Source organism: Sulfurimonas sp. HSL3-7, from assembly GCF_039645985.1.
Lineage (GTDB): Bacteria > Campylobacterota > Campylobacteria > Campylobacterales > Sulfurimonadaceae > Sulfonitrofixus > Sulfonitrofixus jiaomeiensis.
The window spans coordinates 2,793,339-2,815,411 of record NZ_CP147919.1 but is presented as its reverse complement, the minus strand read 5'-3'; the positions used below and the strand labels follow the sequence as shown (position 1 = coordinate 2,815,411).

Genomic DNA, 22,073 nt, shown 5'->3' with positions numbered 1-22,073 from the left:
TTAAGAGCGGCGAATTTTTTAGAGGGAGACGGTGGTCATCAGTTGACCGGGTATTCGCCGGTTTTGTTATAGTCAACGCCGTCGCGGAAAAAAGCACATCCGATGCCATCAATAACTTTAAGCGTATCATGGAACTTCCAATAGTGTTTGTAGCTGCCTGCTCGAAGAATCTCAAAGGTGTCTATGAGCGCCCGGTTCTCTCCGGCCTGCTCGATATAGCGGTTAAGATCATTGACGTCCGTGACCTCTACTATACAGCCTACCTGCAGGCTACTCGTCAGGTTTTCCTCGCCCAGGTTATAGAGGGTATTATAGAGATTCTGGACTTCGTCCATCGCGAACTCTCCGGGCGCCAGTGCGTCCAGCTCTGCTGCGGAGTAGCTGGTATTGTAATCCGGTATATTCGTGACATCGATATCGTACCATGCGACGAGATCTTCGACATACTGCATATGGATGATCTCCGATTTCACCGGGATCATCGCCAGCGGCATAGAGGGGTTAACCGCATTGAGTGCGAGATAGAGGTCGTGTGCCAACTTCTCTTCGTGCCACATGTAGGCCAGTGACTCTTTCTGCGTGGTATTCAAATCGATCTTGTCGTAGCCGGAGAGGCCGAGAAGGGAACTGTCTGTTGTTCCCGATGTTGTCGAACTGTCACACCCCGTAAAAAGATAGAGTATTGTGAGCAGGGCGGCACCTGTTTTCAAAGTATGTCTCATATGATCTTCTCCCCTTGTGCACCAAGTTGTGGAAGCGTATCAAAAGAGTGTTACAAGAATGTTAAGCGGTTGATTTCGGCGAAAGGTTTTATTGCATCCGGTTCATTGAAAAGAAAGCTTTCTCCATAGCGACAGCAACGCTGTTTTAGAGGCTTCAGCCTTGTTCGACAAGATCGCATCAGTTTTGTATAAGCAGTGTCACAGTATAATGAGCTATGAATAACGAACATGTTGCCAAAAAAAAGTTTGGCCAGAATTTTTTAAAAGATAGAAGTGTTCTCTACAAAATCGTCGAAGCGATGCCCAACAATGATAATATCATTGCAGAGATTGGGCCTGGCTTAGGTGATTTAACTAAGTTTTTAGTGGATGTCAAAAGTGTTGTCGCTTTTGAGGTCGATACCGATTTATGTCAGTACTTGAACCGTGAATTTAAAGAAGAGATCACAACCGGCCGGCTCACCATCAATTGTGGTGATGTCCTAGAGGCATGGCAGAGTGAGCTTTTGGATGAACCCTATGATCTGGTGGCAAATTTGCCCTATTACATAGCCACAAATATCATCCTGAAGGCCCTTGCAGATCCACATTGCGGCAATCTACTGGTCATGATCCAGCGTGAAGTGGCAGAGAAGTTTTCTGCCGCACCTGGAGAGAAAAACTTTGGTGCATTAAGTGTCATTGCCCAGACGGTGGGTGAAGCCGAGATAGTGGTTCATGTACCGCCGGAAGCATTTGACCCTGCGCCGAAAGTCGACTCAGCTGTTCTGCTCATTAAAAAAACAGCCAGTCGGAATGATGAAGTGTTTGAACTCATGCTCAAAACGGCTTTTACACAGCCGCGTAAGACACTTCATAAAAATCTCTCTGCACGTTACGACAAGGAGAAGGTCCGCGCTGCTTTAGAGCAGCTGGGACTTTCTCCTTCAATTCGACCGCATCAGGTTTCGACAGCAGACTATCACCAATTGTATAAATTATTAGAAAATATTTAAAGCTTCTCTGACTGTAATTAATGTCATATTGAGCGGCTTATTCAAGGAATAAAAATGTCAGATTCACAAAACAACGCTCCAAAGAGCGAAGAACAAGGCGAGAAAAGAAGTACTCGTCCTAATCGTCCGCGTAATAACCCAAACCGTAACCGCAGCCGCAGCGGGAACCGTCAGCCACGTGAGCCGAAAGCAGTAGACGGTAATCGCGTTGCACCTGAAAAAGAGGTTGACGGCAACCGCAAGCCGGCTGCAAAAGAGGTGGATGGCAACAGCGATCAGAGTCGCAACCGCAACCGTCCAAACCGCAGCAAGGGCAATCGCCCAAATCAAAACCGTCAGGGCGGAAGTGCCCAAAACCGTCAGGGCAGTAGCAGCAGCGGCGGCAATAAAAACCGCAACCGCCGCCGCCATGCACCTGCTCCTACGGATCAGGCTCTTCTCGATTGTGCGATGCGCAACCAAGAGGTACAACGCGAGCGTCTGAACCCGCACAACAAGCTCGACCTCAATGCGACTGCCAAAGTACGTATTACACCGCTTGGCGGTCTCGGTGAGATCGGCGGAAACATGATGGTGATGGAGACGGACAACGAAGCGATACTGATCGATGTCGGGATGAGTTTCCCGGATGAGACGATGCACGGTGTCGATATCCTGGTCCCTGACTTTTCTTATGTCAGAGAGATTAAGAACAAGATCGTCGCTGTCATCATCACCCACGCACACGAGGACCATATCGGTGCCGTACCATACCTTTTCAAAGAGATGCAGTTCCCTATTTACGGAACAGCGATGCCGCTTGCGATGATCGGCAATAAATTTGATGAGCACAACCTCAAAGATGCCCGCCGTTTCTTCAGACCGATCGAAAAACGCAAGGTCTACAAGATAGGAAACGATTTCGAGATCGAGTGGATGCACATTACCCACTCCATCATCGACTCATCATCGGTAGCGATCACGACGGCTGCCGGTACGGTCATCCATACAGGTGACTTCAAGATCGACCATACGCCGATAGACGGCTATACGACCGATCTTCACCGTTATGCCTATTATGGCGAGAAGGGTGTTCTGTGTCTGTTATCAGACTCGACTAACTCGTATAACAAAGAGATAACACCGAGTGAGCTTTCTGTTGCACCGGCGCTTGACCGTGTCTTCGCAAAAGCGGAGGGACGTATTATCCTTTCAACGTTTAGTTCGAACATCCACCGTCTTCAGCAGGCGATCCAGTACGGTATCAAATACGGCCGAAAGGTCTGTGTTATCGGACGCTCTATGGAGCGCAACCTTGAAGTGGCGATGCAGTACAAATATCTCGAGTTCCCGAAAAACATCTTTGTTGATGCGGATGATGTCAGCCGCATGAATGACAAAGAAGTCCTTATCATTACAACAGGTTCACAGGGTGAAGAGAACTCGGCACTCTTTAGAACGGCGATCGGCGAGCACCGTCATATCAAGATCAAGCCGACAGACCTGGTGATCCTCTCTTCACGTGCGATTCCGGGTAATGAAGGCGGTATTTCTCAGATGATGAACCACTTGGAAAAAGCAGGTGCACGTATCGCCCGCGACCGTGACCTTCACGTTTCCGGTCATGCCAGCATCGAAGAGCAGAAGCTGCTTCTTCGCCTGGTCCAGCCAAAGTTCTTTATGCCGATCCACGGTGAGTACAACCACGTAATGCGCCATAAAGAGACGGCAATGCAGTGTGGCATACCTGAGCGCAATATCCTGCTGATGGGTGACGGTGATACGATCGAAGTGACACCGAAATATATGCGCAAAGCAAAAACAGTCAAATCAGGCAAGACCTATATCGACAACCAAAACAACCATATGATCGCTGATGATGTTGTTGTCGATCGTCAGAAGATGGCAAGCGACGGTATGGTCATGATCATTGCACAGGTCTCACAATCTGACTCTCGACTGATCTCCAAACCTCGTGTCACCAGTTTTGGTATTGTACCGGATAAGCAGGATAAAGCTTTTGCTCAGGAAATGGAGGATGTACTCGAACACTTCCTGGTCAATCTCAAACCTGGCCTTATCGAAAATGCGAAAGCGATGGAAAATGATCTGCGCGCCGTGGTGCGTAAACATATCTACCGTAAAATGAAAAAATATCCGCTTATCGTTCCAAACGTCTTTGTAAGCTAAACCCCTCTTTCCCGGGCACTACAGGTGCCCTCCTTTACACCTTCTTTTTGCACCTCTTTTGTTATAATGAATACAATAATAAATCGGATGAAGGATTTTCCAATGCAGATAAACAGTGATGATGCGATCGAAATTTTCAATAGATATTTGGAAAAGTTGATAGAAAAAGAGGGAACCGATCTTCACATTAAAAGTAACAGTGTTATCCGTGCCCGTATAAAGGGCTCAATCATACCTCTTGGCATCGAATCAGTCAGCAGTGACGACGTTGACCGTATTGTTGAGTACCTTCTAGATAAAGATATGGATAAGTTTAAACGGGATTATGCCTACGATACTATCTACATACTGGACGAAAAGCACCGTTTCCGGGTCAACCTCTATTATCAGCTTAAAGGGATTGCGATCGTTTTACGATTGATCCCGCATCAGATCAAATCGTTTGAACAGCTGAATCTTCCAAGTGCACTTTCTCGCATATCTCAACTACAGCGGGGACTTGTCCTGGTCACCGGGACAACAGGATGCGGCAAGTCAACGACACTCGCTTCGATCGTAGAAGATATTAACCGACAGAGTCATCGGCATGTCATTACGATTGAAGATCCTATAGAATATGTGTATGATGACGACAAATGTGTTATTGAACAGCGAAGTATCGGACAGCATGCTGCTGATTTTGGTACAGCATTGCGTTCCGCGCTGCGTGAGGATCCGGATATCATTATTGTCGGGGAACTTCGTGATCTGGAAACAGCCAGAAATGTCCTGCAGGCGGTTAATACCGGCCACCTTGTCTTTACCACCCTGCATACTCTGGATGCTAAAGAGACGATAGACCGACTTTTAGCAATCTTTCCGAAAGAAGAGCAGGAGCGTGTGCGTATGGATCTGGCTGAAAACCTTGAAGTGGTGATATCGCAGCGTATGCTGCGCGATGTTAAGGATAACCTTATCCCAGCGGTAGAGCTGATGTTTAAAAGTTCGCGCACACAGCAATTGATTGCTTCTTCGCGCGAGGCAGAGCTTTTAGATGCAATGACGACTGATCACAACAGTTTCGGTTCCATACCTATGGACAATTCACTGTTTTATTTAACACTGGAAGGGAAGATAAGCGAAGAGACGGCTTACATAAACGCGACACACCCTACCAATCTGCGCCTGATGTTTACAACAAGTGTCGAGTATCAGAAAAAGATCGGTGCCGGCTCTTTGGATGATGCCGTGATGATAAAAGGCGATGAAGAAGATAACAAGAAAAACTGAATATTATAAAATCTTTATTTGATTTCATAGATCAACTATAATTATCTTATAATATGAAAAAAATTTAAAGGATAGGTATGCCATTTACGAAAGAGAAACGTGGCGGTACGATCAACGGTATCATTTTTGTCGCCTTGGTGGCTGCTGCGGCAACCTATATTGCCGAATTGGCACCCGTACAAAGTTTAGGGATTTCGCCGCTGGTCGTAGGGATCGTGATCGGTATTTTTTATGCGAATACGCTTCACAACCACTTTCCGAGTGCATGGGAATCGGGTATCGTTTTTTCAGGTAAGAAGATTCTCCGTTTTGCGATTGTGTTTTACGGGTTTCGAATTACCTTTCAGCAGATCGCAGAGGTAGGGATCCAGGGTTTCATGGTCTCACTTTTAATGCTTTCGTCAACGATGATCATCGGGATATGGCTGGGACAGAAGATCTTCAAGATGGACCGTGACACTTCGATTTTGAATGCTTCGGGTGCTTCTGTATGTGGTGCTGCAGCCGTTTTGGCAACGGAGCCTGTCCTTAAGGCCGAAGAGCATAAAACAGCGATCGCCGTCTCGATGGTGGTCCTTTTCGGTACGATTTCGATGTTTTTGTATCCGGTCCTTTATTCCGTGATCATTGAGCCGGCAACCGGCATTCTGCACATGAGTCCGTCAACGTTCGGTATCTATGTGGGCGGAACGATCCATGAGGTAGCACAGGTCGTTGCCGTACCGGCATCGGTTCCCGGAGCGGAGCAGAGCATGGCAAACACAGCCGTCATTGTAAAGATGACAAGGGTCATTATGATCGCACCGATGCTGATCGTTTTGGGGCTCTTTTTGAGTTATGCGGCTAAACGCACCGGCGGTGAGACAGGGAAGCTCAAACTTGTCATTCCGTGGTTTGCAGTCTATTTTATCGGTATGGCCGGGGTGAACTCACTGATCCACGGGTATACGTTGAGTGCACCGGAAGATACGGCTATGATGATCAAAAACGTGATCGATAATATCAATGTTGTCGATACCTTCTTGTTGACAATGGCGATGACGGCATTGGGAATGGGAACCCGTTTCGCAAAGTTCAAAGGTTTGGGTCTTGCGCCGATCTATACGGCTGGGGGTATGTTCCTGTGGCTTGTTGTCGGCGGTTTCTTCATCACACAGTGGGTGGTCGCCACCTTTTAATACTGCCGGGCGTTTGCCCGGTCATCTCTTCATAATCTTCTTGAGTCCGACAACAATCAGGCGGACTATCCCGATCATCAGATAGACACCCAATCCAAAGAGAAAGGGATGATAGTAGTTTGCGCGGTTAGCCATCGTATCGAATCGTATCAACGGTGTTGAGAGCAGGTCCGGGTGCATTATCAGAGCAGAAACCACAACGGTAAGAAGATAGATCAACAGCTCTTTTTTCATTCTGATACTCCATCATACAGCTTATCCAGCATCAGCTGTAGAGAGACCTTGCCATTCCACTCATTTTTGCTGATGGTATAGCTGCAGGAGATCCTGCGGTGTGCCGGCATCTGGTATCGCTGCTTGAAGGCAATGAGATCATGCCGATCAACACCCCCTTCAAGCTGAATACCGATACGGCTGTGGTCCCGCTCTTTGCCCATATAGTTTACACTGACGATGTAAGCTTCGTTCGCCAGAAAACGGGGACGGGGATTGGCTTCGCCGAAAGGTTCGTAGGCATCAAGAAGCTGCAGAAGATTATGGTTGATCGCATAAGGCGAGAGCTCACCGATAAGCTCTTCCTGCGGTACATAGTCCTTTTCGTCTATTTTGGATGCTGTGGCATTGATGCCCTCTTTGAAGGCAGCTATATGCTCCGCAGGCATAGCGAGTCCTGCGGCCATCATATGTCCGCCGAAGCCTGTCAGCAGGGCCTCTTGAGACTTTATAAGTTCATAGATACTGACGCTTCCTATGCTGCGGGCACTCCCCTTTGCCCGTCCTTCCGAAATGCTTAAAACGATCGCGGGGCGTCCAAAACGGTGGACCAGGCGTGAAGCGACGATACCGACAACACCCTCGTTCCATTCCTCCCCCGCAACGACCAGAACGTTATCGCCTTTAGCGACTTGTCCGATCGCCTCTTCGGTCACATCGGCTTCGATCGCTTTGCGGAGATCATTGAGCTGATTGAGCAGTTCAAACTGTTTGAAAGCGCGCTCAGGGGTTTCGGCCGTTAAAAACTTCAGTGCGATCGAGGCATCTTCCAGACGTCCGGCAGAATTTATGCGGGGGGCGATCTGAAAACCGATATCTTCCGCACTGAGAGAGGATTTATTGAGAAATTCTCTGATGATCGTAAATGCGGGCAGGGCGCTTGTCATCATCTGGTTTAACCCGTGCTGGACAATGGCGCGGTTGATGCCGATAAGCGGCATGACATCAGCGACAACGGCCAGTGCGAGCAGCGGAAGGAATTGGCCCATATTGATCGCCAGAGAGAGCTCTTTTTTGACCAGGACAAGTACGAGCCATGCCACCTGTGCCCCACAGATCTCTTTGAAAGGGTAGGTGTCATCGGAGAGTTTCGGATCGACAATCGTATAAACATCGGGCAGTGTGTCGGACGGTGTGTGGTGGTCGGTAATGATAAGGTCGATACCGCGCTCTTTGCACACCTCTGCGGCAGCAAAGGCATTGATACCGTTGTCGACCGTAAAGATCAGATCGGCATCAACCCTTTCCAATACCGAAGGAGAGACCCCGTAACCGTCCGTAAAACGGTTGGGAATGATAACATCAAGGGGATAGCCAAGTTCTTTGAAAAAAAGGGTTGTCAGCGCCGTCGCGGTCACACCGTCGACATCGTAGTCGCCGACCAGGGTGATACGCTCTTTACTGCGGATCGCATCGGCAATGCGCTGAGCCGCTTTGGGTGCATTGAGCAAAAGGGCGGGGTCCGGAATATCGGAAAGTTTGGAAAAACCGTCAGAGAAGCGCTCGTCAAGTTTCCGTTTAAGCGACTCCAAGTCGAGTCTGGGGACTTTAGGCGCGCTCTGCATTTTCCAGTGAGGCTTTAACAAAGGCTAGGATCGAAGGGTTCGGGGTTTGAAGACGGGAGGTGAACTCCGGGTGAAACTGGACACCAAGGAACCACGGGTGTGCCGGTATCTCAACCGTCTCGATAAGACCGTTGGACTCTCCAGTCACTACCATTCCCGCTTGCTCCAGCTGCTCTCTGTAGGCCGGATTCGCTTCATAACGGTGGCGGTGACGCTCGAAAATGAGTTTTTCGCCGTGATACGCGTTACGGATGATCGAATCTTCCTTTGTCTCACAAGGGTATTCACCCAGACGAAGGGTTCCACCCATCGGCGAAGTGTGGGTACGAAGCTCTTTGTCGCCTGACTGATTGATAAACTCATCGATCAGATAGATCATCGGATTGGTCGTCTCCGGATTAAACTCGACCGAGTTCGCATCGGCAAGACCAAGCACATTGCGGGCATATTCGACCAGAGTCAGCTGCATGCCAAGACAGATACCGAGGTAAGGGATCTTGTTGACGCGTGCATATTCGATTGCCTGGATCTTGCCTTCGACGCCGCGGTTGCCGAAGCCGCCGGCGACCAGGATAGAATCACAGTCGCTGAGCAGCGATTCGGCGCCGGTCTCTTCGATCTTCTCACTGTCTACCCAGCAGATTTCAACTTTGCTGTCCAGGTGGGCACCGGAGTGGATAAGCGCTTCGATCAGTGATTTGTAGGACTCTTTGAGTTCAAGATATTTACCGACAAAACCGACAACCGTGCGTTTGGTCGGCGAGACGATCTTTTTGACAAGTGAATCCCACTGCTCCATGTTTGGTACAAGCTCTCCGAGTTCAAGCTCCTTGGCAATCGGGGCCAGGATGTTCTGCTGCATAAAGCTGATCGGTACAGCGTAGACCGTCGGTGCATCGAGGGCCAGTATAACGCTGTCCTGGTTGACGTCACAGGATAGCGCGAGTTTCTTTTTAAACGATTTCGGAAGATCGTTTTCGCTTCTGGCGATGATCATCTGCGGTGTGATCCCGATACGGCGAAGTTCCTGCACCGAATGTTGCGTCGGTTTGGACTTGTATTCACCGGCTGCCTTAATAAAAGGGATAAGCGTCACGTGGATAAAGAAGGTGCCTGCGACCTCCTCATCATGTTTCATCTGACGGATCGCTTCCATATACGGAAGCCCTTCGATATCGCCGACGGTACCGCCAAGCTCCACAACAAGAATGTCATGCCCTTCACCCGCTTTTTTAATACGGTCTACGATCTCGCCGACGATATGGGGGACAACCTGTATGGTCTGGCCTAGATAACCGCCTGAACGTTCTCTCTCAATGACGGAAGAGTAGACCTGCCCTGTCGTAAAGTTGCTGGTCTTTAGATAGGAGGTATCGAGAAAACGTTCATAGTTCCCGATGTCGAGGTCGGTTTCAGCACCGTCTTTTGTCACAAAGACTTCCCCGTGCTCGAGAGGGCTCATGGTGCCGGGATCGACATTGATATAGGGATCGATTTTGAGCATGCCTACATCTTTGCCCGCGTGTTTGAGGAGTGTACCGACACTGGCTGCCGTGATCCCCTTACCTAATGAACTAAGTACCCCACCGGTTACAAAGATATATTTTGTCATTATTTAGCCCCTTTATAGAATTCGCGATTATAGCAAAGGTGCCCTTATGTGCATCTCAAAATTGTGCACAACTAATCTCGGAATAAGTCAGTATAATATGAAAAAGCCGAAAGAAAAATATATGGATAATGTGCTTAATTATGTCATCGTGGCTCTGGCCATTTCGGTGGTTGCGAATCTGATTTTAAAACGCTTAGGGATTTCGCAGATCATCGGCTATATTATGACCGGAACGATTATCGTCTACCTCTTTGATCTTCACGATATGAAAGATTCACATACACTGGAGATGGTCGGTGAGTTCGGAATCGTCTTTTTGATGTTTACCATCGGATTGGAAATGTCGCTGGGAACGCTTCGGTCGATGAAGAAGCTTGTTTTTCTGAACGGGGCGCTTCAGGTTGGATTGAGTGCCCTGCTCTTCTATCTGGCGGCCTACTACATTTTCGGCATCGGGGTAAAGTCATCGCTCATTATCGGCTCCGCATTGGCGCTGTCATCGACGGCGGTCGTGTTGACTTATTTGAAGCAGAACAAAGGGATCTATGCACCTTACGGACGCCGCGCTACCGGTATCTTGATCTTTCAGGACATCGCGGTGATTCCGATTTTGATCATGATCGGTTTTCTTGCCAACGACGGGGATAATCTCAAAATGGTTCTTGCGCAGACAGTTGCCAGTGCTGTTGCTGTGATCGGGCTGCTTTTTTTTGTCGGGAAACGGGTGATGAACTGGCTGCTGCACTTTTCGGCGGACAGCAAACTTGAGGAACTTTTTTTGGGATCGGTGCTGGTCATCGTTGTAGGCGCATCGCTGTTTGCGCATTATGCCGGGTTCACCTATTCGCTCGGGGCCTTTGTCGCAGGGATGATCATTGCGGAGACGCGGTATCTGCATAAGGTGGAAGCCGACATCGCCCCCTTTAAGGACCTTTTGCTGGGCGTCTTTTTCGTCACCGTCGGGATGAAGATCGATCTGGCTTTTTTCGCAGCACATTTCATGGAGATATTCGGGCTGTTTGTCGCTATCCTATTCTTCAAAGGAGCCGTGATTCACGGTGTCATCCTGCTCGGCTCCAAATCGGTAACGGGTTTTAAGACAGCCGTGACGCTGGCGCAGGTGGGGGAGTTCTCCTTTGCAATCTTCGCCTTGGCCTCAGCCAACCATCTGCTGGATCCTGAACTTTCGCAACTGCTTGTACTGGTCGTCGTACTTTCGATGATCGCTACGCCGTTCATGCTGTCAAACCGCCGCAGGTTTCAGCAGATGCTCTATAAAGAGGGTGAAATTGATGAGGGTGATCTCAGCGCACTGCAGGGGCGAAAGAACCATATCATTGTCTGCGGTTACGGCAAGGTGGGTCAGAAAGTTGCCCGGCAGTTGCAGAAAAAGGGGATCGAGCATGTTGTGGTCGACTACAACTATTCGCGGGTACGAAAAGCGCATAAAGTGGGTGAGGAGATCTATTACGGGGACATGTCCAAGCCGGCTATTCTGCACTCTCTTAACATTGAAGAGGCCTCTGCTGTCATTGTGACACTGGATGACCCGGAGAAGAAACAGCTTATTTGTGAAGCGCTCTCTCCCTACGGAAAATCGGTCAATATCATTGTGAAAGTGGTCTCATCCGAAGAGAAGCGAATGTTACGGGGCATGCCGATCAGTGTCATGATCAACGGGAAAGAAGAGGTCGCCAGGATCCTGGTTGAAAAGACAATGTACTGCGCCCTCTGAGCGGGCGTGTTAAAAGCGTTGCTGCCTTTGACCCGGCAGTAATATAAGGTAGGGTTTATTTGCCCTCTTTGTTTTCAGAAACAAGCCATTGAAGATAGTTGATGCTCCATGTGAGGTCAGTGATGGCAAGATTGATGGCCGGCTGAGGCGTTTCCAGATGGACGGAGACCTCTTTCAGGCGCTGTTTCAAATAGTTGGCCATATTGTAATAGAGGTTAAGAGACTCATCGTCCTGGGCTTTCGTGACCTGCTCTTCAAGCGTTGCGACAAGCTCTTTTTCATTAGGGAAGATATTCCCCGCTTTACGGATGGTGCGCTGGACCTTTTGAAGGTGCGCCATATCAAGTTTAAAACTGCTTGTATTGATATTTTCCGTATCAATGGCATCAATCTGTTGTTCTAAATCGCTCATAATGAATTTCCTTTTCGTCTAAAAATATTCTGCATGTTTAATAGTTGATTTAAGCGCACCAAAGGTGCACAACTTGCTGTGAACGCAAGCCTGGCGTTGGCATCATCAAATGAGCACAAGCTCCTTTGGCGACGGTATGGATTAATTCCCGCGTGATCCGGGTTTGATCGCTTCACTTTTACCCTCTTTACAGAGCGGGCAATCTTCTGGATTGTACATCTCAAAAGTAAAGTCCTCAAGCGCAAAGAAAGGGCTGTTCTGAGGCAGTTTACAATTGCTTTTACGCGCCACATCACTGTTCTGACGATGGCAGAAACCGCGGTTTGCCAGGGCTGCAAAACCGACCACTTCACCGCCAAGTGCTTCGATGGCTGCTGCCGCTTCCATAGCCGATCCGCCGGTTGTGATGATATCTTCGCAGATGATCACTTTTTCGCCTTTGGCGACTTCAAAACCGCGACGGATCGTCATTTTGCCATCGACGCGCTCAGCAAAAATAGAACGTTTGTCGAGGGCAGTGGCAAGTGCAAAGCCGGCGATCAGGCCACCCAGTGCAGGCGCACAGACCGTGTCGACTTCCAGACCGCTCTCTTTGATCTGTTCGGCAACAGCTTCGGCTAACAGTTTGGCATTTTTAGGGTCCTCCAAGACCTTTGCAGATTGAAGATAAAACTGCGAGTGGTTGCCTGAAGAGAGTTTAAAGTGCCCCTCCAGCAGTGCGTTAGCGTCCATATATATTTTTTTAACGTCCATTTGTTTTCCTTTGGAAAAAGTGAAGTGAAAAGGGTGAAGGATGACAGAGAAGCATCTCGCTTGACTCCTGAACGATTCACTCTTTTCGTTTTTAGGCAGCGCCTTAAACTTTAAGGATTTCCGCTTCTTTCTCTTTTATAATTGTGTCGATCTGTGCGATGTATTTGTCCGTTACCTTCTGAATAGCATCTTGTCCTGCTTTTGACTCGTCTGCCGTGATCTCTTTGTCTTTTTCAAGCTTTTTGATCGCATCGTTGGCTTTTCTGCGGTCATTGCGGACAGAGACTTTGGCATCTTCGCCCATCCCTTTCATCTTCTTGACAGATTCCTGGCGCTGTTCGACCGTCATTGGTGGAAAGTTAAGGATGATCTTCTCACCATCGCTGTTTGGGTTGACACCGATGTTTGCTTTTGCGATCGCTGCTTCAATATCTGCTACAAGCGGTTTTTCCCATGGTGTGACGACAATCGTCGTCGCATCCGTTGCGATGACAGACCCTACCTGGTCAAGTGCTGTCGGCGTACCGTAGTAATCGACTTTGATACCGTCAAGTACCGATACCATTACCTTGCCTGTACGTAGTGTCTTAAAGCTATTGCGCATGTGCCCAATAGATCTTTCCATATTTGCTTCGCATTCTGTCTGAATTTCGTTTATCACTGTTTTCTCCTTATGGTTTTACTAAGATGATGCTGCTTTGGCGGTTGCCGTTTTTTAAAAAGATGCGCGTGCGCCGCATCTTTAACTTTTTGTCTATCCGGGCGGCCAGTTTGCCCTCTTGAACAGGGAGGGCCTCCCAACCGTAGCCAGAGACGTAGTACTCTATTTTCTTTACCTCTACAGGGAGCGTAGCTTCCAAAGTCGAAATTTTACCATCTTTTGGCCATGCTTTGGGAAATATCCACTCTGTCGGCAGTGTTCGGGTGCGAAGTTTGGCTTTGAGGGTGTTGGCACCGGTGAGTGCCGTCCGGTCAAGATCATGCGGATCACTTTGGCGGTCAACGGCGCCGGCGTTTTGGTTGATGATCAGATCAAAATCGAAGCGTTTCAGGTTTTGGCGTACACGATCATCATATTCCCCATAAGGGTAGGCATAGTATTTTGGTTTATACCCAAGCTTCTTCTGCATAATCGCAAGCCCTTTTTCGGTGTCCTGTCTGATCTCCTGATCGCTGAGAGAAACAAGGTGGGGGTGGCCATAGGAGTGAAATCCGATCTCCCCGTATTTGGCGCTCTCTTTGATCTCGTCCCAGGACATAAAATCACCGTAATGTCCCACCGTACCCTGAACATAGACAAAAAGTGTAAACGGATAGTTGTACTCTTTGAAAAGAGGAAGACCATTCTCATAAAAGCTTTTAAAACTGTCATCGACGGTCAGGACGACCCATCTGTCGCTGATCTCTTCGCCTTTTTGCAAGGCATTGTGGAGGCGTTTGAGCGTGATGACTTCGTAATTGTTCTGTTTCAGATACTCGAATTCAGCGCGAAGTGTCTCAATAGAGGTGTTTGTAGAGAGGTGTCTGTCATCGCCGAAACGGTGAAAGACAAAAAGGTGGGCGTCAGCCCAAAGATAGAGGGGTAAAAGCGTAAGTAAAAAAAGCTTACGCATTACTCTATTTTGAAGTGTTTGATTCTGCTGGGGCAGTGGCTTTCGGTGCCGCAGGTGCTGCAACGTCTGTCGTCTCAACAACGCTGTCTACAACCGAAGCAGTGCTCTCTTGCGCATAAAAGTAGCCAAGTGTTACCGTATTGACAACAAATAGGAAACCGAAGAAGAAAGTCATTTTAGCTAAAAAGCTGCCTGGCCCTTTTGCCCCGAAAACTGATTCATTTGAGCCGCTGTAAGCGCCAAGTCCGATGCTGGAACTTTTCTGTAGTAAAACTGCAATCGTAATAATCACAACTAAAACGATTTGAGATATAAGCAAAATGCCTGTCATGGATAGACCTTCTAAAAGAATAATTGGCGAATTATAGCGAAAAAAATTGAAAACAGTTTTTAGAGCGGCGCTATATCACAGGGTGCTAGGGTATAATTAGACATCAATAAAGCTCTTGAGGGCTTTTATATGGGAAAATATGTGAAAAAAGTTGCTTTTTTAGTGCTTGTTCTGTCGCTGTTTGTAGCGGTGCTTTTTTTGGTGCAAAAAGAGAAGAACCCGGCTTCACATCTGCCTAAGATCACTGTGAGTACTTTCGCCCTTTATGACATCGTAAAGCATATCGGCGGCAATAATATAAAGGTGGAGATGGTCATTCCTTTCGGTGTGGAAGTGCACAGTTTCGAGCCCACCCCTAAAACGATCATCGAAATCCAAAAAAGCAGGCTTTTCCTCTACAGCGGTGCGGATCTAGAACCATGGGTATCCAATCTGGCGCAAGGTGAAAACCTGCGTGATATGAGCCGTTATGTCCATCTGATAGAGCCTGAAGAAGCTTCGGATGACGAAGAACATCATCACCATCACCACAACGCGGTCGATCCCCATTATTGGCTGGATGTCGATAATATGATACTTCTTGCTAAAAAGGTCATGTCGGAGTTAATGGTGATCGATCCGCAAAACAGTGCCCTGTATCAAAAAAGAGCAGAGAGCTATATTCAGGGGTTGACAGATCTGGATGCAGCCTATACAAAGCGGCTTCAGCAGTGCAAGGTGCGTTCGGTGATCCTTCATCATAATATCCTTGGGTATGTCGCGGCAAGATACGGTTTTGCTGTCGAACCGCTTACGGGTCTTTCACCGGACGCTTTGGCGGATGCACAGACGATGGCAGATCTTTCCAAAAGCATTAAAGAGAAGGGGATCAAAGTGTTGTTTTTCGAAGCTTTTGTCAGCGACAGGATGATGCACAGTCTGGCCAGCGAAAACGGCATTGAGATCGACTACCTTGAGCCTCTGGCCAACATCACCGCATCGCAGGCAAAAGCGCAGATGAGCTATGTTGAAGGGATGCAGAGCAACCTTGAGAAGCTTGCCCGTGCAATGGAATGTGAATGAAGTTTACGCCGCCGGTCTTTGAGGTAAAAAACCTTTTTTATCAAGCGAATGGACAGAAGATCCTGCAAAATATTGCGTTAAGTGTGCTGCCCGGAGATTATTGTGCGATCATCGGACCAAACGGCGGCGGAAAAACGACCCTGATCCGTCTGCTACTCGGGCTGGAGACGCCTACGCAAGGTGAGATTAAACTGTTCGGACAAGACTTGGGGCGCTTTAAGCGTTGGGACAAAATAGGTTATGTCCCGCAGCGTGCTGCGCAACTGGACCAAAACTTTCCGGCAACGGTGTTGGAAGTGGTTAAGATGGGCTGTATTTCGAAGCAGGGTCTCTTTAAGCGTATGCGTCCGGAAGATAAAGTAGCGGTTCACGAGGCCATGGTCAAGATGGATGTCCTTGACATTCAAGACAAGCTCATCGGCGAGCTCTCCGGCGGTCAGCGACAAAGGGTTATGATCGCCAGAGCCCTTGCTTCAAAACCGGAAGTTCTGATCCTAGACGAACCGAACACCGGCGTTGACGTGGTGTCACAGCAGCGTTTCTATAAACTTCTTCGCGAGTTGAACCGGCAGGAAAACATGACGATCATATTCATCACGCACGATATCGGTGTTATCGTTGATGATATCGGACGTCTCTTTACCATCAATCAGACGCTGTTGACGTGTAATAATCCCAAAGAGGCGATCAGCTGTGAAGATATGAGCAAACTCTACGGTATCGATGCCCATCTGATCCATAACCACCATCATCACTAAAAAGAGTGCTGAACGCACGCTGTTCACAGAGTAAAATTGATAGGTAGGAAATGGAAGGAATGCAATGACTGAAATGATATCTCAAGAAGAGGGTGCTGAACGCACGCTGTTCGCAGAGTAAAATTGATAGGTAGAAAATGGAAGGAATGCAATGACTGAAATGATATCTCAAGAAGAGGGTGCTGAACGCACGCTGTTCGCAGAGTAAAATTGATAGGTAGAAAATGGAAGGAATGCAATGACTGAAATGATATCTCAAGAAGAGGGTGCTGAACGCACGCTGTTCGCAGAGTAAAATTGATAGGTAGAAAATGGAAGGAATGCAATGACTGAAATGCTCTCTTACGACTTTATGATCCGTGCATTTCTGGCGGGGATCATTATCGCTGTTCTTGCGGCTATCAGTGGATCGTTTATTGTATTGCGCCGATACTCGATGATTACCGAGACACTCGCCCATTCGGCGCTTGTCGGGGTGGCTGTCGGTGTGATCGCGGGGACAAGTCCGCTTTGGATCGCTGTTGCGGCAGCGTTATTGAGCGCATGGGCCATCGAGTACCTGCGAAGCCATTTTCATCTCTACTCCGACTCGGTTCTGGCCATCATGCTCTCGGGCTCTCTGGCCCTGGCTGTGATCATCGTCTCCCTGGCAGGGGCTTTTAACAGTTCCCTTTTTTCCTATCTTTTCGGTTCCATCCTCTCTGTTACGAAGGAGGATCTGATCATTATGGCCCTTTTCGGTGTCGCAGCGCTGACCTTGCTGGGCTTTTTTTATAAAGAGCTCTATTTTATCGCTTATGACGAAGAGGTGGCACGAACCAGCGGCATCAAAGTAGAACTGTTGAACTTCCTGCTGGTCTCTATTGTGGCGATCATCATCGCACTATCGATCCGGATTGTCGGCACATTGCTGATCGGTGCCATGATGGTTATTCCGACGGTGGCCGCGCTTCGTTTCAGGCAGGGATTTGCGCAGACAATGGCCTTGGCGCTGCTTTTTTCCCTGTTGGCTGTGATCGTAGGGATGAGCAGCTCCTACTTCTTTTCGCTCCCGAGCGGTGCGACCATCGTCCTGACGCTCCTCTTTATCTTTATCTTCTCCCTGGTCGTTAATCGCCGATGAAAGTGCAGAACGAGTTCTCCAGATATGCTGATCAGTATGGAAACTACAACATCATTCAGGAGAAGGTTGTCCGAAAACTTCTTGCTGATTTGAAAGAGAAGCCAAAAAAGATACTGGATCTCGGCTGCGGCAAAGGGGCGCTCTTCAATGCGATCGATTGGAAGGTGGAGCACTTTGTCGGCGTGGATTTTGCTCCGAGAATGCTTGAACTGCATCCGAAAGAGGGCGATAATGTCGGTCAGCTCGAGTGCATTTACGGCGATTTCAATGATGATGACCTGTTTGAACACCTCTCACATATCGATTTTGACCGTATCTTCTCCGCTTCGGCGCTGCAGTGGGCAGCGGATCTGGAGAGGGTCTTCAGGCATATCGCATCCCTGAAAAAACCTGTCTCCCTGGCGATCTTCAGCGGCAGTACCTTTAAAACGCTTTTTGAGGCAGCAGGTGTAGCCCCGCTGCTGCGAAGCAGTGAAGAGGTGGAGTCACTGGCTAAACGCTATTTTAACGGTGATATAGAGATCGTGCGTTACCAGCTTGCATTCGATTCGGTTCGCGAGATGTTCCGTTACATCAAACGCAGCGGCGTCAGCGGCAACAGAAACCTGCTTGGGTACAAAGAGATGAAAAAACTGATGGAGGAGTACCCGCTTGATTATCTGGAGTTTGAAGTGGTCTTCATTCAGACATAACGGGGTGGTCAGCTGTCGGACGTGGTAAGATTCTCTTTTTCGAGCTGGTAGAGGGCGTAGCGAAGTGATTTGAAGTTTTCGGAGAGCTCAGGCTCAATGATCTTGTACATCTCCTCCAGCACTCTTGACGACTCCTGTGCCCGTTTATAGTTGGCGATGATGATGCTCTCAAGAGAGTCTCGGTTCATTTCGCTCGAAACGGTCGGGCGCAGGACATCGTTGACGCTGTCGCGGGAGTTCAATAGATTCTGAAGATCATCGATCCGACTCCGGTGGCGAAGCTCTTTTAGTTTCGATGCCAGTTCTTTGTCATTATATACGTATCGGGCAATATCCTCAATGACACGGATCCCCTCTTTGAGGCGGTTGAGATTGGCGTCGATGACGCGGTAGAGTGAAGGATCAAAAGAGCCGGACATCTTATTTGTTTTTGCGTCTGGATTTTTTGGCCATTTTGGCTTTGGCTTTTGCCTTCGCTTTTTGTTTGGCATCGGCCTCTTTACGCTTGCCGGCCTCTTTCGATAGATTTAATTCGACGGCAGTGCCGAAATTGTTCTTTTTGGTACGGGCTTTAAACGCGATCTTGAGACCGTTGTCCATTTCGACGCTGGAGTTATTGGCACGGGACATATTGTTCCTTTAGAAGTTTGTATTGAAATTTTAACATAAACTGAACGGTTAAGGGGAAAGTGGTCGTAATGAGAGAAAGAGAGCGGAAAGCTCTCTTGAAAGAAGTTAGTCTTCGTTTCCAAAAATACCCAGCAGCTGTAGAAGCGCCGTGAAGATATTTAAAAAATCAAGATAAAGAGCGATAGCACCATCGATCGGTGTCTCATAAGCACCGTTCATAATGTTCTGCGTGTCATAAACGACCAAAATGCTGAACAGGAAAACGACGGCGGCAGAGATGATCACGCTCAGCATCGGATTGCCGAGGAAAATGTTGACGATAGAGAAGCCGATGACAACAAAAAGAGCGATCATCAGCGGTTTGCCGTAGCTTGTGACGTCCGCTTTCGTCTTGATGGCAAAAAAGCTCATCGCTGCAACAATGACAGAGGTCATTGCAAAAGCATTACCTACAATACTCGCACCACCGGAGAGGCCGAGTGTATAGGAAAGTAGCGGAGCAAGCATAAGGCCTGTCATGAAGACGAAACTGAACATAACGGCAAGGTTGATCCCTGGTTTGCGTTTAACGGCAAAAAGACCAAAGAGAAGTGCGAACTCAAGGATCATCAGTGGAATAAACCAGGAGTGGATAGCACCCGCCATAGGGATACCGACATAAGCACCAACAGCACCCGCCATTAGCGAGGCAGCAAAAAGTTTGTATGTCTCTTTAACAAAAGAGACGATCTTTGCTTCAGAACGCTGAGAATAACTGCTTAAGTCTTCTCTAGCATAATCACGATCATATAGACCCATTTAATTATCCTTATATATAGAACCTGTAATACAGGCCTTGATTTCATTCAGCACTATACAGCATTTTTTACAATAAATGGTAAATATAATGGCTTGGTGTTTCATAATAGATCTGATTATTTACAAGTAATGTATATAAGAGGATTTAACCGGCGCATTAATTCCAACATAAAGAAACACAGTATTACGATAAAACGCACATATTTTACAAATTTCAAGAAATTTGACAATTCGCGCGAAAAGCTCTTGACATAGGGTTTTGATTTGTCTATAATTCCCGTCCACAAACGATGAGTCGCTTGAAAGAGAGACGAGAAAGACTTCGAGTTGAAGCTTTTTAAAAGTTTGAGATCATTGAAAACTAAGTAAGTTTGACACTGACCTTTCGGGGTTGGAAGTTAACTTTATAAGACACAAAAACACAACCGTCTATTTCAGTTGAAGTTTAAATACTTAGATTGAAATTGACACTATTTTTTATAGCCAATGATTTTAAAATCTTGGGCATAAGATCAGTAATCTGCTTAGGCAGTCTTTACATAATTAATTATGGAGAGTTTGATCCTGGCTCAGAATGAACGCTGGCGGCGTGCTTAACACATGCAAGTCGAACGGTAACAGGAGAAGCTTGCTTCTTGCTGACGAGTGGCGCACGGGTGAGTAATATATAGGTAATGTGCCCCTTAGTCTGGGATAGCCACTGGAAACGGTGATTAATACCGGATACTCCTTCTTGTTTAATGCAAGTCGGGAAAGGTTTTTCGCTAAGGGATCGGCCTATATTGTATCAGCTAGTTGGTGAGGTAATGGCTCACCAAGGCGATGACACATAGCGGGTTTGAGAGGATGATCCGCCACACTGGTACTGAGACACGGACCAGACTCCTACGGGAGGCAGCAGTGAGGAATATTGCACAATGGGGGAAACCCTGATGCAGCAACGCCGCGTGGAGGATGACGCATTTCGGTGTGTAAACTCCTTTTATCAGAGAAGAAAATGACGGTATCTGATGAATAAGCTCCGGCTAACTCCGTGCCAGCAGCCGCGGTAATACGGAGGGAGCAAGCGTTATTCGGAATCACTGGGCGTAAAGGACGCGTAGGCGGGTTTTTAAGTCAGGTGTGAAATCCTATGGCTCAACCATAGAACTGCACTTGAAACTGGGAACCTAGAGTATGGAAGGGGCAGGTGGAATTAGTGGTGTAGGGGTAAAATCCTAGTAGATATCACTAGGAATACCGAAAGCGAAGGCGACCTGCTGGGACATTACTGACGCTGAGGCGTGAAAGCGTGGGGAGCAAACAGGATTAGATACCCTGGTAGTCCACGCCCTAAACGATGAATGCTAGTCGTCGGGGAGCTTGTCTCTTCGGTGATGCACTTAACAGATTAAGCATTCCGCCTGGGGAGTACGGTCGCAAGATTAAAACTCAAAGGAATAGACGGGGACCCGCACAAGTGGTGGAGCATGTGGTTTAATTCGAAGATACGCGAAGAACCTTACCTAGCCTTGACATTGATAGAATCTTTCAGAGATGAGAGAGTGCCCTTCGGGGAGCTTGAAAACAGGTGCTGCACGGCTGTCGTCAGCTCGTGTCGTGAGATGTTGGGTTAAGTCCCGCAACGAGCGCAACCCTCGTCGTTAGTTGCTAACAGTTCGGCTGAGCACTCTAGCGAGACTGCCTTCGCAAGGAGGAGGAAGGTGAGGACGACGTCAAGTCATCATGGCCCTTATGGCTAGGGCTACACACGTGCTACAATGGGGCGTACAGAGAGTTGCGATACCGCGAGGTGGAGCCAATCTCACAAAGCGTCTCTCAGTTCGGATTGTTCTCTGCAACTCGAGAACATGAAGCTGGAATCACTAGTAATCGTAGATCAGCAATGCTACGGTGAATACGTTCCCGGGTCTTGTACTCACCGCCCGTCACACCATGGGAGTTGATTTCGCCCGAAGCGGGGATGCTAAAGTAGCTACCCTCTACGGCGGAATTAGCGACTGGGGTGAAGTCGTAACAAGGTAACCGTAGGAGAACCTGCGGTTGGATCACCTCCTTTCTAGAGTAACGAGTTCGCATTCGATTGACGAACTCAAGAGAAAATCTCACGTCTTAGAAGAGTTAACGTGTCTACTTACTTAGTTTTCAGTGATCTATGTTATTTGAACATATTAATTAGGGCCTATAGCTCAGCTGGTTAGAGTGCACCCCTGATAAGGGTGAGGTCGGAGGTTCAAGTCCTCCTAGGCCCACCATGTAAAGATCACGAAGACCGGATGGGGAATTAGCTCAGCTGGGAGAGCGCCTGCCTTGCACGCAGGAGGTCAGCGGTTCGATCCCGCTATTCTCCACCATTAGAGGTTAGAAGTTTAATTCAAGTACT

Annotated in this window: 21 protein-coding genes, 2 tRNA genes and 1 rRNA gene; 12 read left to right on the top strand and 12 right to left on the bottom strand. The window is 48.0% G+C overall.

The window, feature by feature from the left end; all coding sequences use genetic code 11:
* Positions 1-38: 38 nt before the first annotated feature.
* Complete coding sequence (locus WCY20_RS13995) at positions 39-722, bottom strand: DUF2202 domain-containing protein (protein WP_345975996.1); 684 nt, start codon at positions 720-722, stop codon at positions 39-41.
* A 215-nt stretch (positions 723-937) separates the two neighbouring features.
* Between WCY20_RS13995 and rsmA the strand changes: the two genes are divergently transcribed.
* From rsmA to WCY20_RS13975, 4 genes are all read left to right on the top strand, one after another.
* Entirely contained in the window at positions 938-1,717 is a 780-nt protein-coding gene (gene rsmA / locus WCY20_RS13990; RefSeq protein WP_345975995.1) for a 16S rRNA (adenine(1518)-N(6)/adenine(1519)-N(6))-dimethyltransferase RsmA, read from the top strand.
* Positions 1,718-1,771: 54 nt separating this feature from the next.
* On the top strand, positions 1,772-3,886 hold the full coding sequence (locus WCY20_RS13985) for an RNase J family beta-CASP ribonuclease (RefSeq protein ID WP_345975994.1): 2,115 nt from the start codon (positions 1,772-1,774) through the stop codon (positions 3,884-3,886).
* A gap of 102 nt (positions 3,887-3,988) precedes the next feature.
* Positions 3,989-5,155 (top strand): PilT/PilU family type 4a pilus ATPase, encoded by a 1,167-nt coding sequence (locus WCY20_RS13980; RefSeq protein WP_345975993.1) that lies wholly within the window; start codon positions 3,989-3,991, stop codon positions 5,153-5,155.
* Positions 5,156-5,232: 77 nt separating this feature from the next.
* Positions 5,233-6,333 (top strand): YeiH family protein, encoded by a 1,101-nt coding sequence (locus WCY20_RS13975; RefSeq protein WP_345975992.1) that lies wholly within the window; start codon positions 5,233-5,235, stop codon positions 6,331-6,333.
* Positions 6,334-6,354: 21 nt separating this feature from the next.
* Here WCY20_RS13975 and WCY20_RS13970 read toward each other — a convergent pair whose 3' ends face one another.
* The 3 genes from WCY20_RS13970 to WCY20_RS13960 are packed head-to-tail and all read right to left on the bottom strand — an operon-like array spanning position 6,355 to position 9,783.
* Positions 6,355-6,567, bottom strand: a complete 213-nt coding sequence (locus WCY20_RS13970; protein ID WP_345975991.1) for a hypothetical protein — start codon at positions 6,565-6,567, stop codon at positions 6,355-6,357.
* Positions 6,564-8,171, bottom strand: a complete 1,608-nt coding sequence (gene recJ, locus WCY20_RS13965; protein WP_345975990.1) for a single-stranded-DNA-specific exonuclease RecJ — start codon at positions 8,169-8,171, stop codon at positions 6,564-6,566. The genes WCY20_RS13970 and recJ overlap by 4 nt, the downstream gene beginning before the upstream one ends.
* Positions 8,155-9,783, bottom strand: coding sequence for a CTP synthase (locus tag WCY20_RS13960; protein WP_345975989.1), 1,629 nt, complete (start codon positions 9,781-9,783; stop codon positions 8,155-8,157). Before WCY20_RS13960 ends, recJ begins: the two co-directional genes overlap by 17 nt.
* A gap of 121 nt (positions 9,784-9,904) precedes the next feature.
* Here WCY20_RS13960 and WCY20_RS13955 point away from each other — a divergent pair, with 121 nt between their 5' ends.
* Positions 9,905-11,518, top strand: a complete 1,614-nt coding sequence (locus WCY20_RS13955) for a cation:proton antiporter (RefSeq protein WP_345975988.1) — start codon at positions 9,905-9,907, stop codon at positions 11,516-11,518.
* A gap of 55 nt (positions 11,519-11,573) precedes the next feature.
* Here the strand turns inward: WCY20_RS13955 and WCY20_RS13950 are convergent, their stop codons facing one another.
* The 5 genes from WCY20_RS13950 to secG form a co-directional block, all read right to left on the bottom strand.
* Positions 11,574-11,930 carry a hypothetical protein gene (locus tag WCY20_RS13950; protein WP_345975987.1) on the bottom strand — a complete coding sequence of 119 codons (357 nt, stop codon included), beginning with the start codon at positions 11,928-11,930 and terminating at the stop codon, positions 11,574-11,576.
* A gap of 141 nt (positions 11,931-12,071) precedes the next feature.
* The gene (gene pyrE / locus WCY20_RS13945) at positions 12,072-12,683 is read right to left on the bottom strand and encodes an orotate phosphoribosyltransferase (RefSeq protein WP_345975986.1); all 612 of its coding nucleotides are present in this window, start codon (positions 12,681-12,683) and stop codon (positions 12,072-12,074) included.
* A gap of 103 nt (positions 12,684-12,786) precedes the next feature.
* Positions 12,787-13,308 carry a ribosome recycling factor gene (gene frr / locus WCY20_RS13940; RefSeq protein ID WP_345975985.1) on the bottom strand — a complete coding sequence of 174 codons (522 nt, stop codon included), beginning with the start codon at positions 13,306-13,308 and terminating at the stop codon, positions 12,787-12,789.
* 46 nt (positions 13,309-13,354) lie between these two features.
* Complete coding sequence (locus WCY20_RS13935; protein WP_345975984.1) at positions 13,355-14,296, bottom strand: polysaccharide deacetylase family protein; 942 nt, start codon at positions 14,294-14,296, stop codon at positions 13,355-13,357.
* A 4-nt stretch (positions 14,297-14,300) separates the two neighbouring features.
* Positions 14,301-14,627, bottom strand: a complete 327-nt coding sequence (gene secG, locus WCY20_RS13930; protein ID WP_345975983.1) for a preprotein translocase subunit SecG — start codon at positions 14,625-14,627, stop codon at positions 14,301-14,303.
* Between the two features lie 129 nt (positions 14,628-14,756).
* Between secG and WCY20_RS13925 the strand changes: the two genes are divergently transcribed.
* The 4 genes from WCY20_RS13925 to WCY20_RS13910 all read left to right on the top strand — a co-directional run bounded on the left by WCY20_RS13925 (position 14,757) and on the right by WCY20_RS13910 (position 18,262).
* Positions 14,757-15,689: a metal ABC transporter substrate-binding protein gene (locus tag WCY20_RS13925; RefSeq protein WP_345975982.1), complete on the top strand. Its 933-nt coding sequence runs from the start codon at positions 14,757-14,759 to the stop codon at positions 15,687-15,689.
* On the top strand, positions 15,686-16,447 hold the full coding sequence (locus tag WCY20_RS13920) for a metal ABC transporter ATP-binding protein (RefSeq protein ID WP_345975981.1): 762 nt from the start codon (positions 15,686-15,688) through the stop codon (positions 16,445-16,447). Before WCY20_RS13925 ends, WCY20_RS13920 begins: the two co-directional genes overlap by 4 nt.
* A gap of 325 nt (positions 16,448-16,772) precedes the next feature.
* Positions 16,773-17,570 carry a metal ABC transporter permease gene (locus WCY20_RS13915; RefSeq protein ID WP_345975980.1) on the top strand — a complete coding sequence of 266 codons (798 nt, stop codon included), beginning with the start codon at positions 16,773-16,775 and terminating at the stop codon, positions 17,568-17,570.
* Complete coding sequence (locus WCY20_RS13910; protein ID WP_345975979.1) at positions 17,567-18,262, top strand: methyltransferase domain-containing protein; 696 nt, start codon at positions 17,567-17,569, stop codon at positions 18,260-18,262. The genes WCY20_RS13915 and WCY20_RS13910 overlap by 4 nt, the downstream gene beginning before the upstream one ends.
* Positions 18,263-18,270: 8 nt before the next feature.
* Here WCY20_RS13910 and WCY20_RS13905 read toward each other — a convergent pair whose 3' ends face one another.
* The 3 genes from WCY20_RS13905 to WCY20_RS13895 form a co-directional block, all read right to left on the bottom strand.
* A complete protein-coding gene (locus WCY20_RS13905; RefSeq protein WP_345975978.1) occupies positions 18,271-18,681 on the bottom strand; it encodes a thiamine-phosphate pyrophosphorylase in 411 nt (136 codons plus the stop codon).
* Position 18,682: 1 nt separating this feature from the next.
* Positions 18,683-18,892, bottom strand: a complete 210-nt coding sequence (locus tag WCY20_RS13900; RefSeq protein WP_345975977.1) for a hypothetical protein — start codon at positions 18,890-18,892, stop codon at positions 18,683-18,685.
* A gap of 105 nt (positions 18,893-18,997) precedes the next feature.
* A complete protein-coding gene (locus tag WCY20_RS13895; RefSeq protein ID WP_345975976.1) occupies positions 18,998-19,690 on the bottom strand; it encodes a Bax inhibitor-1/YccA family protein in 693 nt (230 codons plus the stop codon).
* 546 nt (positions 19,691-20,236) lie between these two features.
* On the opposite strand from WCY20_RS13895, the gene WCY20_RS13890 reads away from it, so the two are divergent.
* The 3 genes from WCY20_RS13890 to WCY20_RS13880 all read left to right on the top strand — a co-directional run bounded on the left by WCY20_RS13890 (position 20,237) and on the right by WCY20_RS13880 (position 22,044).
* Positions 20,237-21,749, top strand: a 16S ribosomal RNA gene (locus WCY20_RS13890).
* Between the two features lie 119 nt (positions 21,750-21,868).
* Positions 21,869-21,945 (top strand) — tRNA-Ile (locus WCY20_RS13885).
* Between the two features lie 23 nt (positions 21,946-21,968).
* Positions 21,969-22,044 (top strand) — tRNA-Ala (locus WCY20_RS13880).
* Positions 22,045-22,073 lie beyond the last annotated feature (29 nt).

Bases quoted from the DNA above. Each gene is read 5' to 3' on its own strand.
- WCY20_RS13995 (WP_345975996.1), bottom strand. From the start codon at position 722: ATGAGACATACTTTGAAAACAGGTGCCGCCCTGCTCACAATACTCTAT.
- rsmA (WP_345975995.1), top strand. From the start codon at position 938: ATGAATAACGAACATGTTGCCAAAAAAAAGTTTGGCCAGAATTTTTTA.
- WCY20_RS13985 (WP_345975994.1), top strand. From the start codon at position 1,772: ATGTCAGATTCACAAAACAACGCTCCAAAGAGCGAAGAACAAGGCGAG.
- WCY20_RS13980 (WP_345975993.1), top strand. From the start codon at position 3,989: ATGCAGATAAACAGTGATGATGCGATCGAAATTTTCAATAGATATTTG.
- WCY20_RS13975 (WP_345975992.1), top strand. From the start codon at position 5,233: ATGCCATTTACGAAAGAGAAACGTGGCGGTACGATCAACGGTATCATT.
- WCY20_RS13970 (WP_345975991.1), bottom strand. From the start codon at position 6,567: ATGAAAAAAGAGCTGTTGATCTATCTTCTTACCGTTGTGGTTTCTGCT.
- recJ (WP_345975990.1), bottom strand. From the start codon at position 8,171: ATGCAGAGCGCGCCTAAAGTCCCCAGACTCGACTTGGAGTCGCTTAAA.
- WCY20_RS13960 (WP_345975989.1), bottom strand. From the start codon at position 9,783: ATGACAAAATATATCTTTGTAACCGGTGGGGTACTTAGTTCATTAGGT.
- WCY20_RS13955 (WP_345975988.1), top strand. From the start codon at position 9,905: ATGGATAATGTGCTTAATTATGTCATCGTGGCTCTGGCCATTTCGGTG.
- WCY20_RS13950 (WP_345975987.1), bottom strand. From the start codon at position 11,930: ATGAGCGATTTAGAACAACAGATTGATGCCATTGATACGGAAAATATC.
- pyrE (WP_345975986.1), bottom strand. From the start codon at position 12,683: ATGGACGTTAAAAAAATATATATGGACGCTAACGCACTGCTGGAGGGG.
- frr (WP_345975985.1), bottom strand. From the start codon at position 13,308: ATGGAAAGATCTATTGGGCACATGCGCAATAGCTTTAAGACACTACGT.
- WCY20_RS13935 (WP_345975984.1), bottom strand. From the start codon at position 14,296: ATGCGTAAGCTTTTTTTACTTACGCTTTTACCCCTCTATCTTTGGGCT.
- secG (WP_345975983.1), bottom strand. From the start codon at position 14,627: ATGACAGGCATTTTGCTTATATCTCAAATCGTTTTAGTTGTGATTATT.
- WCY20_RS13925 (WP_345975982.1), top strand. From the start codon at position 14,757: ATGGGAAAATATGTGAAAAAAGTTGCTTTTTTAGTGCTTGTTCTGTCG.
- WCY20_RS13920 (WP_345975981.1), top strand. From the start codon at position 15,686: ATGAAGTTTACGCCGCCGGTCTTTGAGGTAAAAAACCTTTTTTATCAA.
- WCY20_RS13915 (WP_345975980.1), top strand. From the start codon at position 16,773: ATGACTGAAATGCTCTCTTACGACTTTATGATCCGTGCATTTCTGGCG.
- WCY20_RS13910 (WP_345975979.1), top strand. From the start codon at position 17,567: ATGAAAGTGCAGAACGAGTTCTCCAGATATGCTGATCAGTATGGAAAC.
- WCY20_RS13905 (WP_345975978.1), bottom strand. From the start codon at position 18,681: ATGTCCGGCTCTTTTGATCCTTCACTCTACCGCGTCATCGACGCCAAT.
- WCY20_RS13900 (WP_345975977.1), bottom strand. From the start codon at position 18,892: ATGTCCCGTGCCAATAACTCCAGCGTCGAAATGGACAACGGTCTCAAG.
- WCY20_RS13895 (WP_345975976.1), bottom strand. From the start codon at position 19,690: ATGGGTCTATATGATCGTGATTATGCTAGAGAAGACTTAAGCAGTTAT.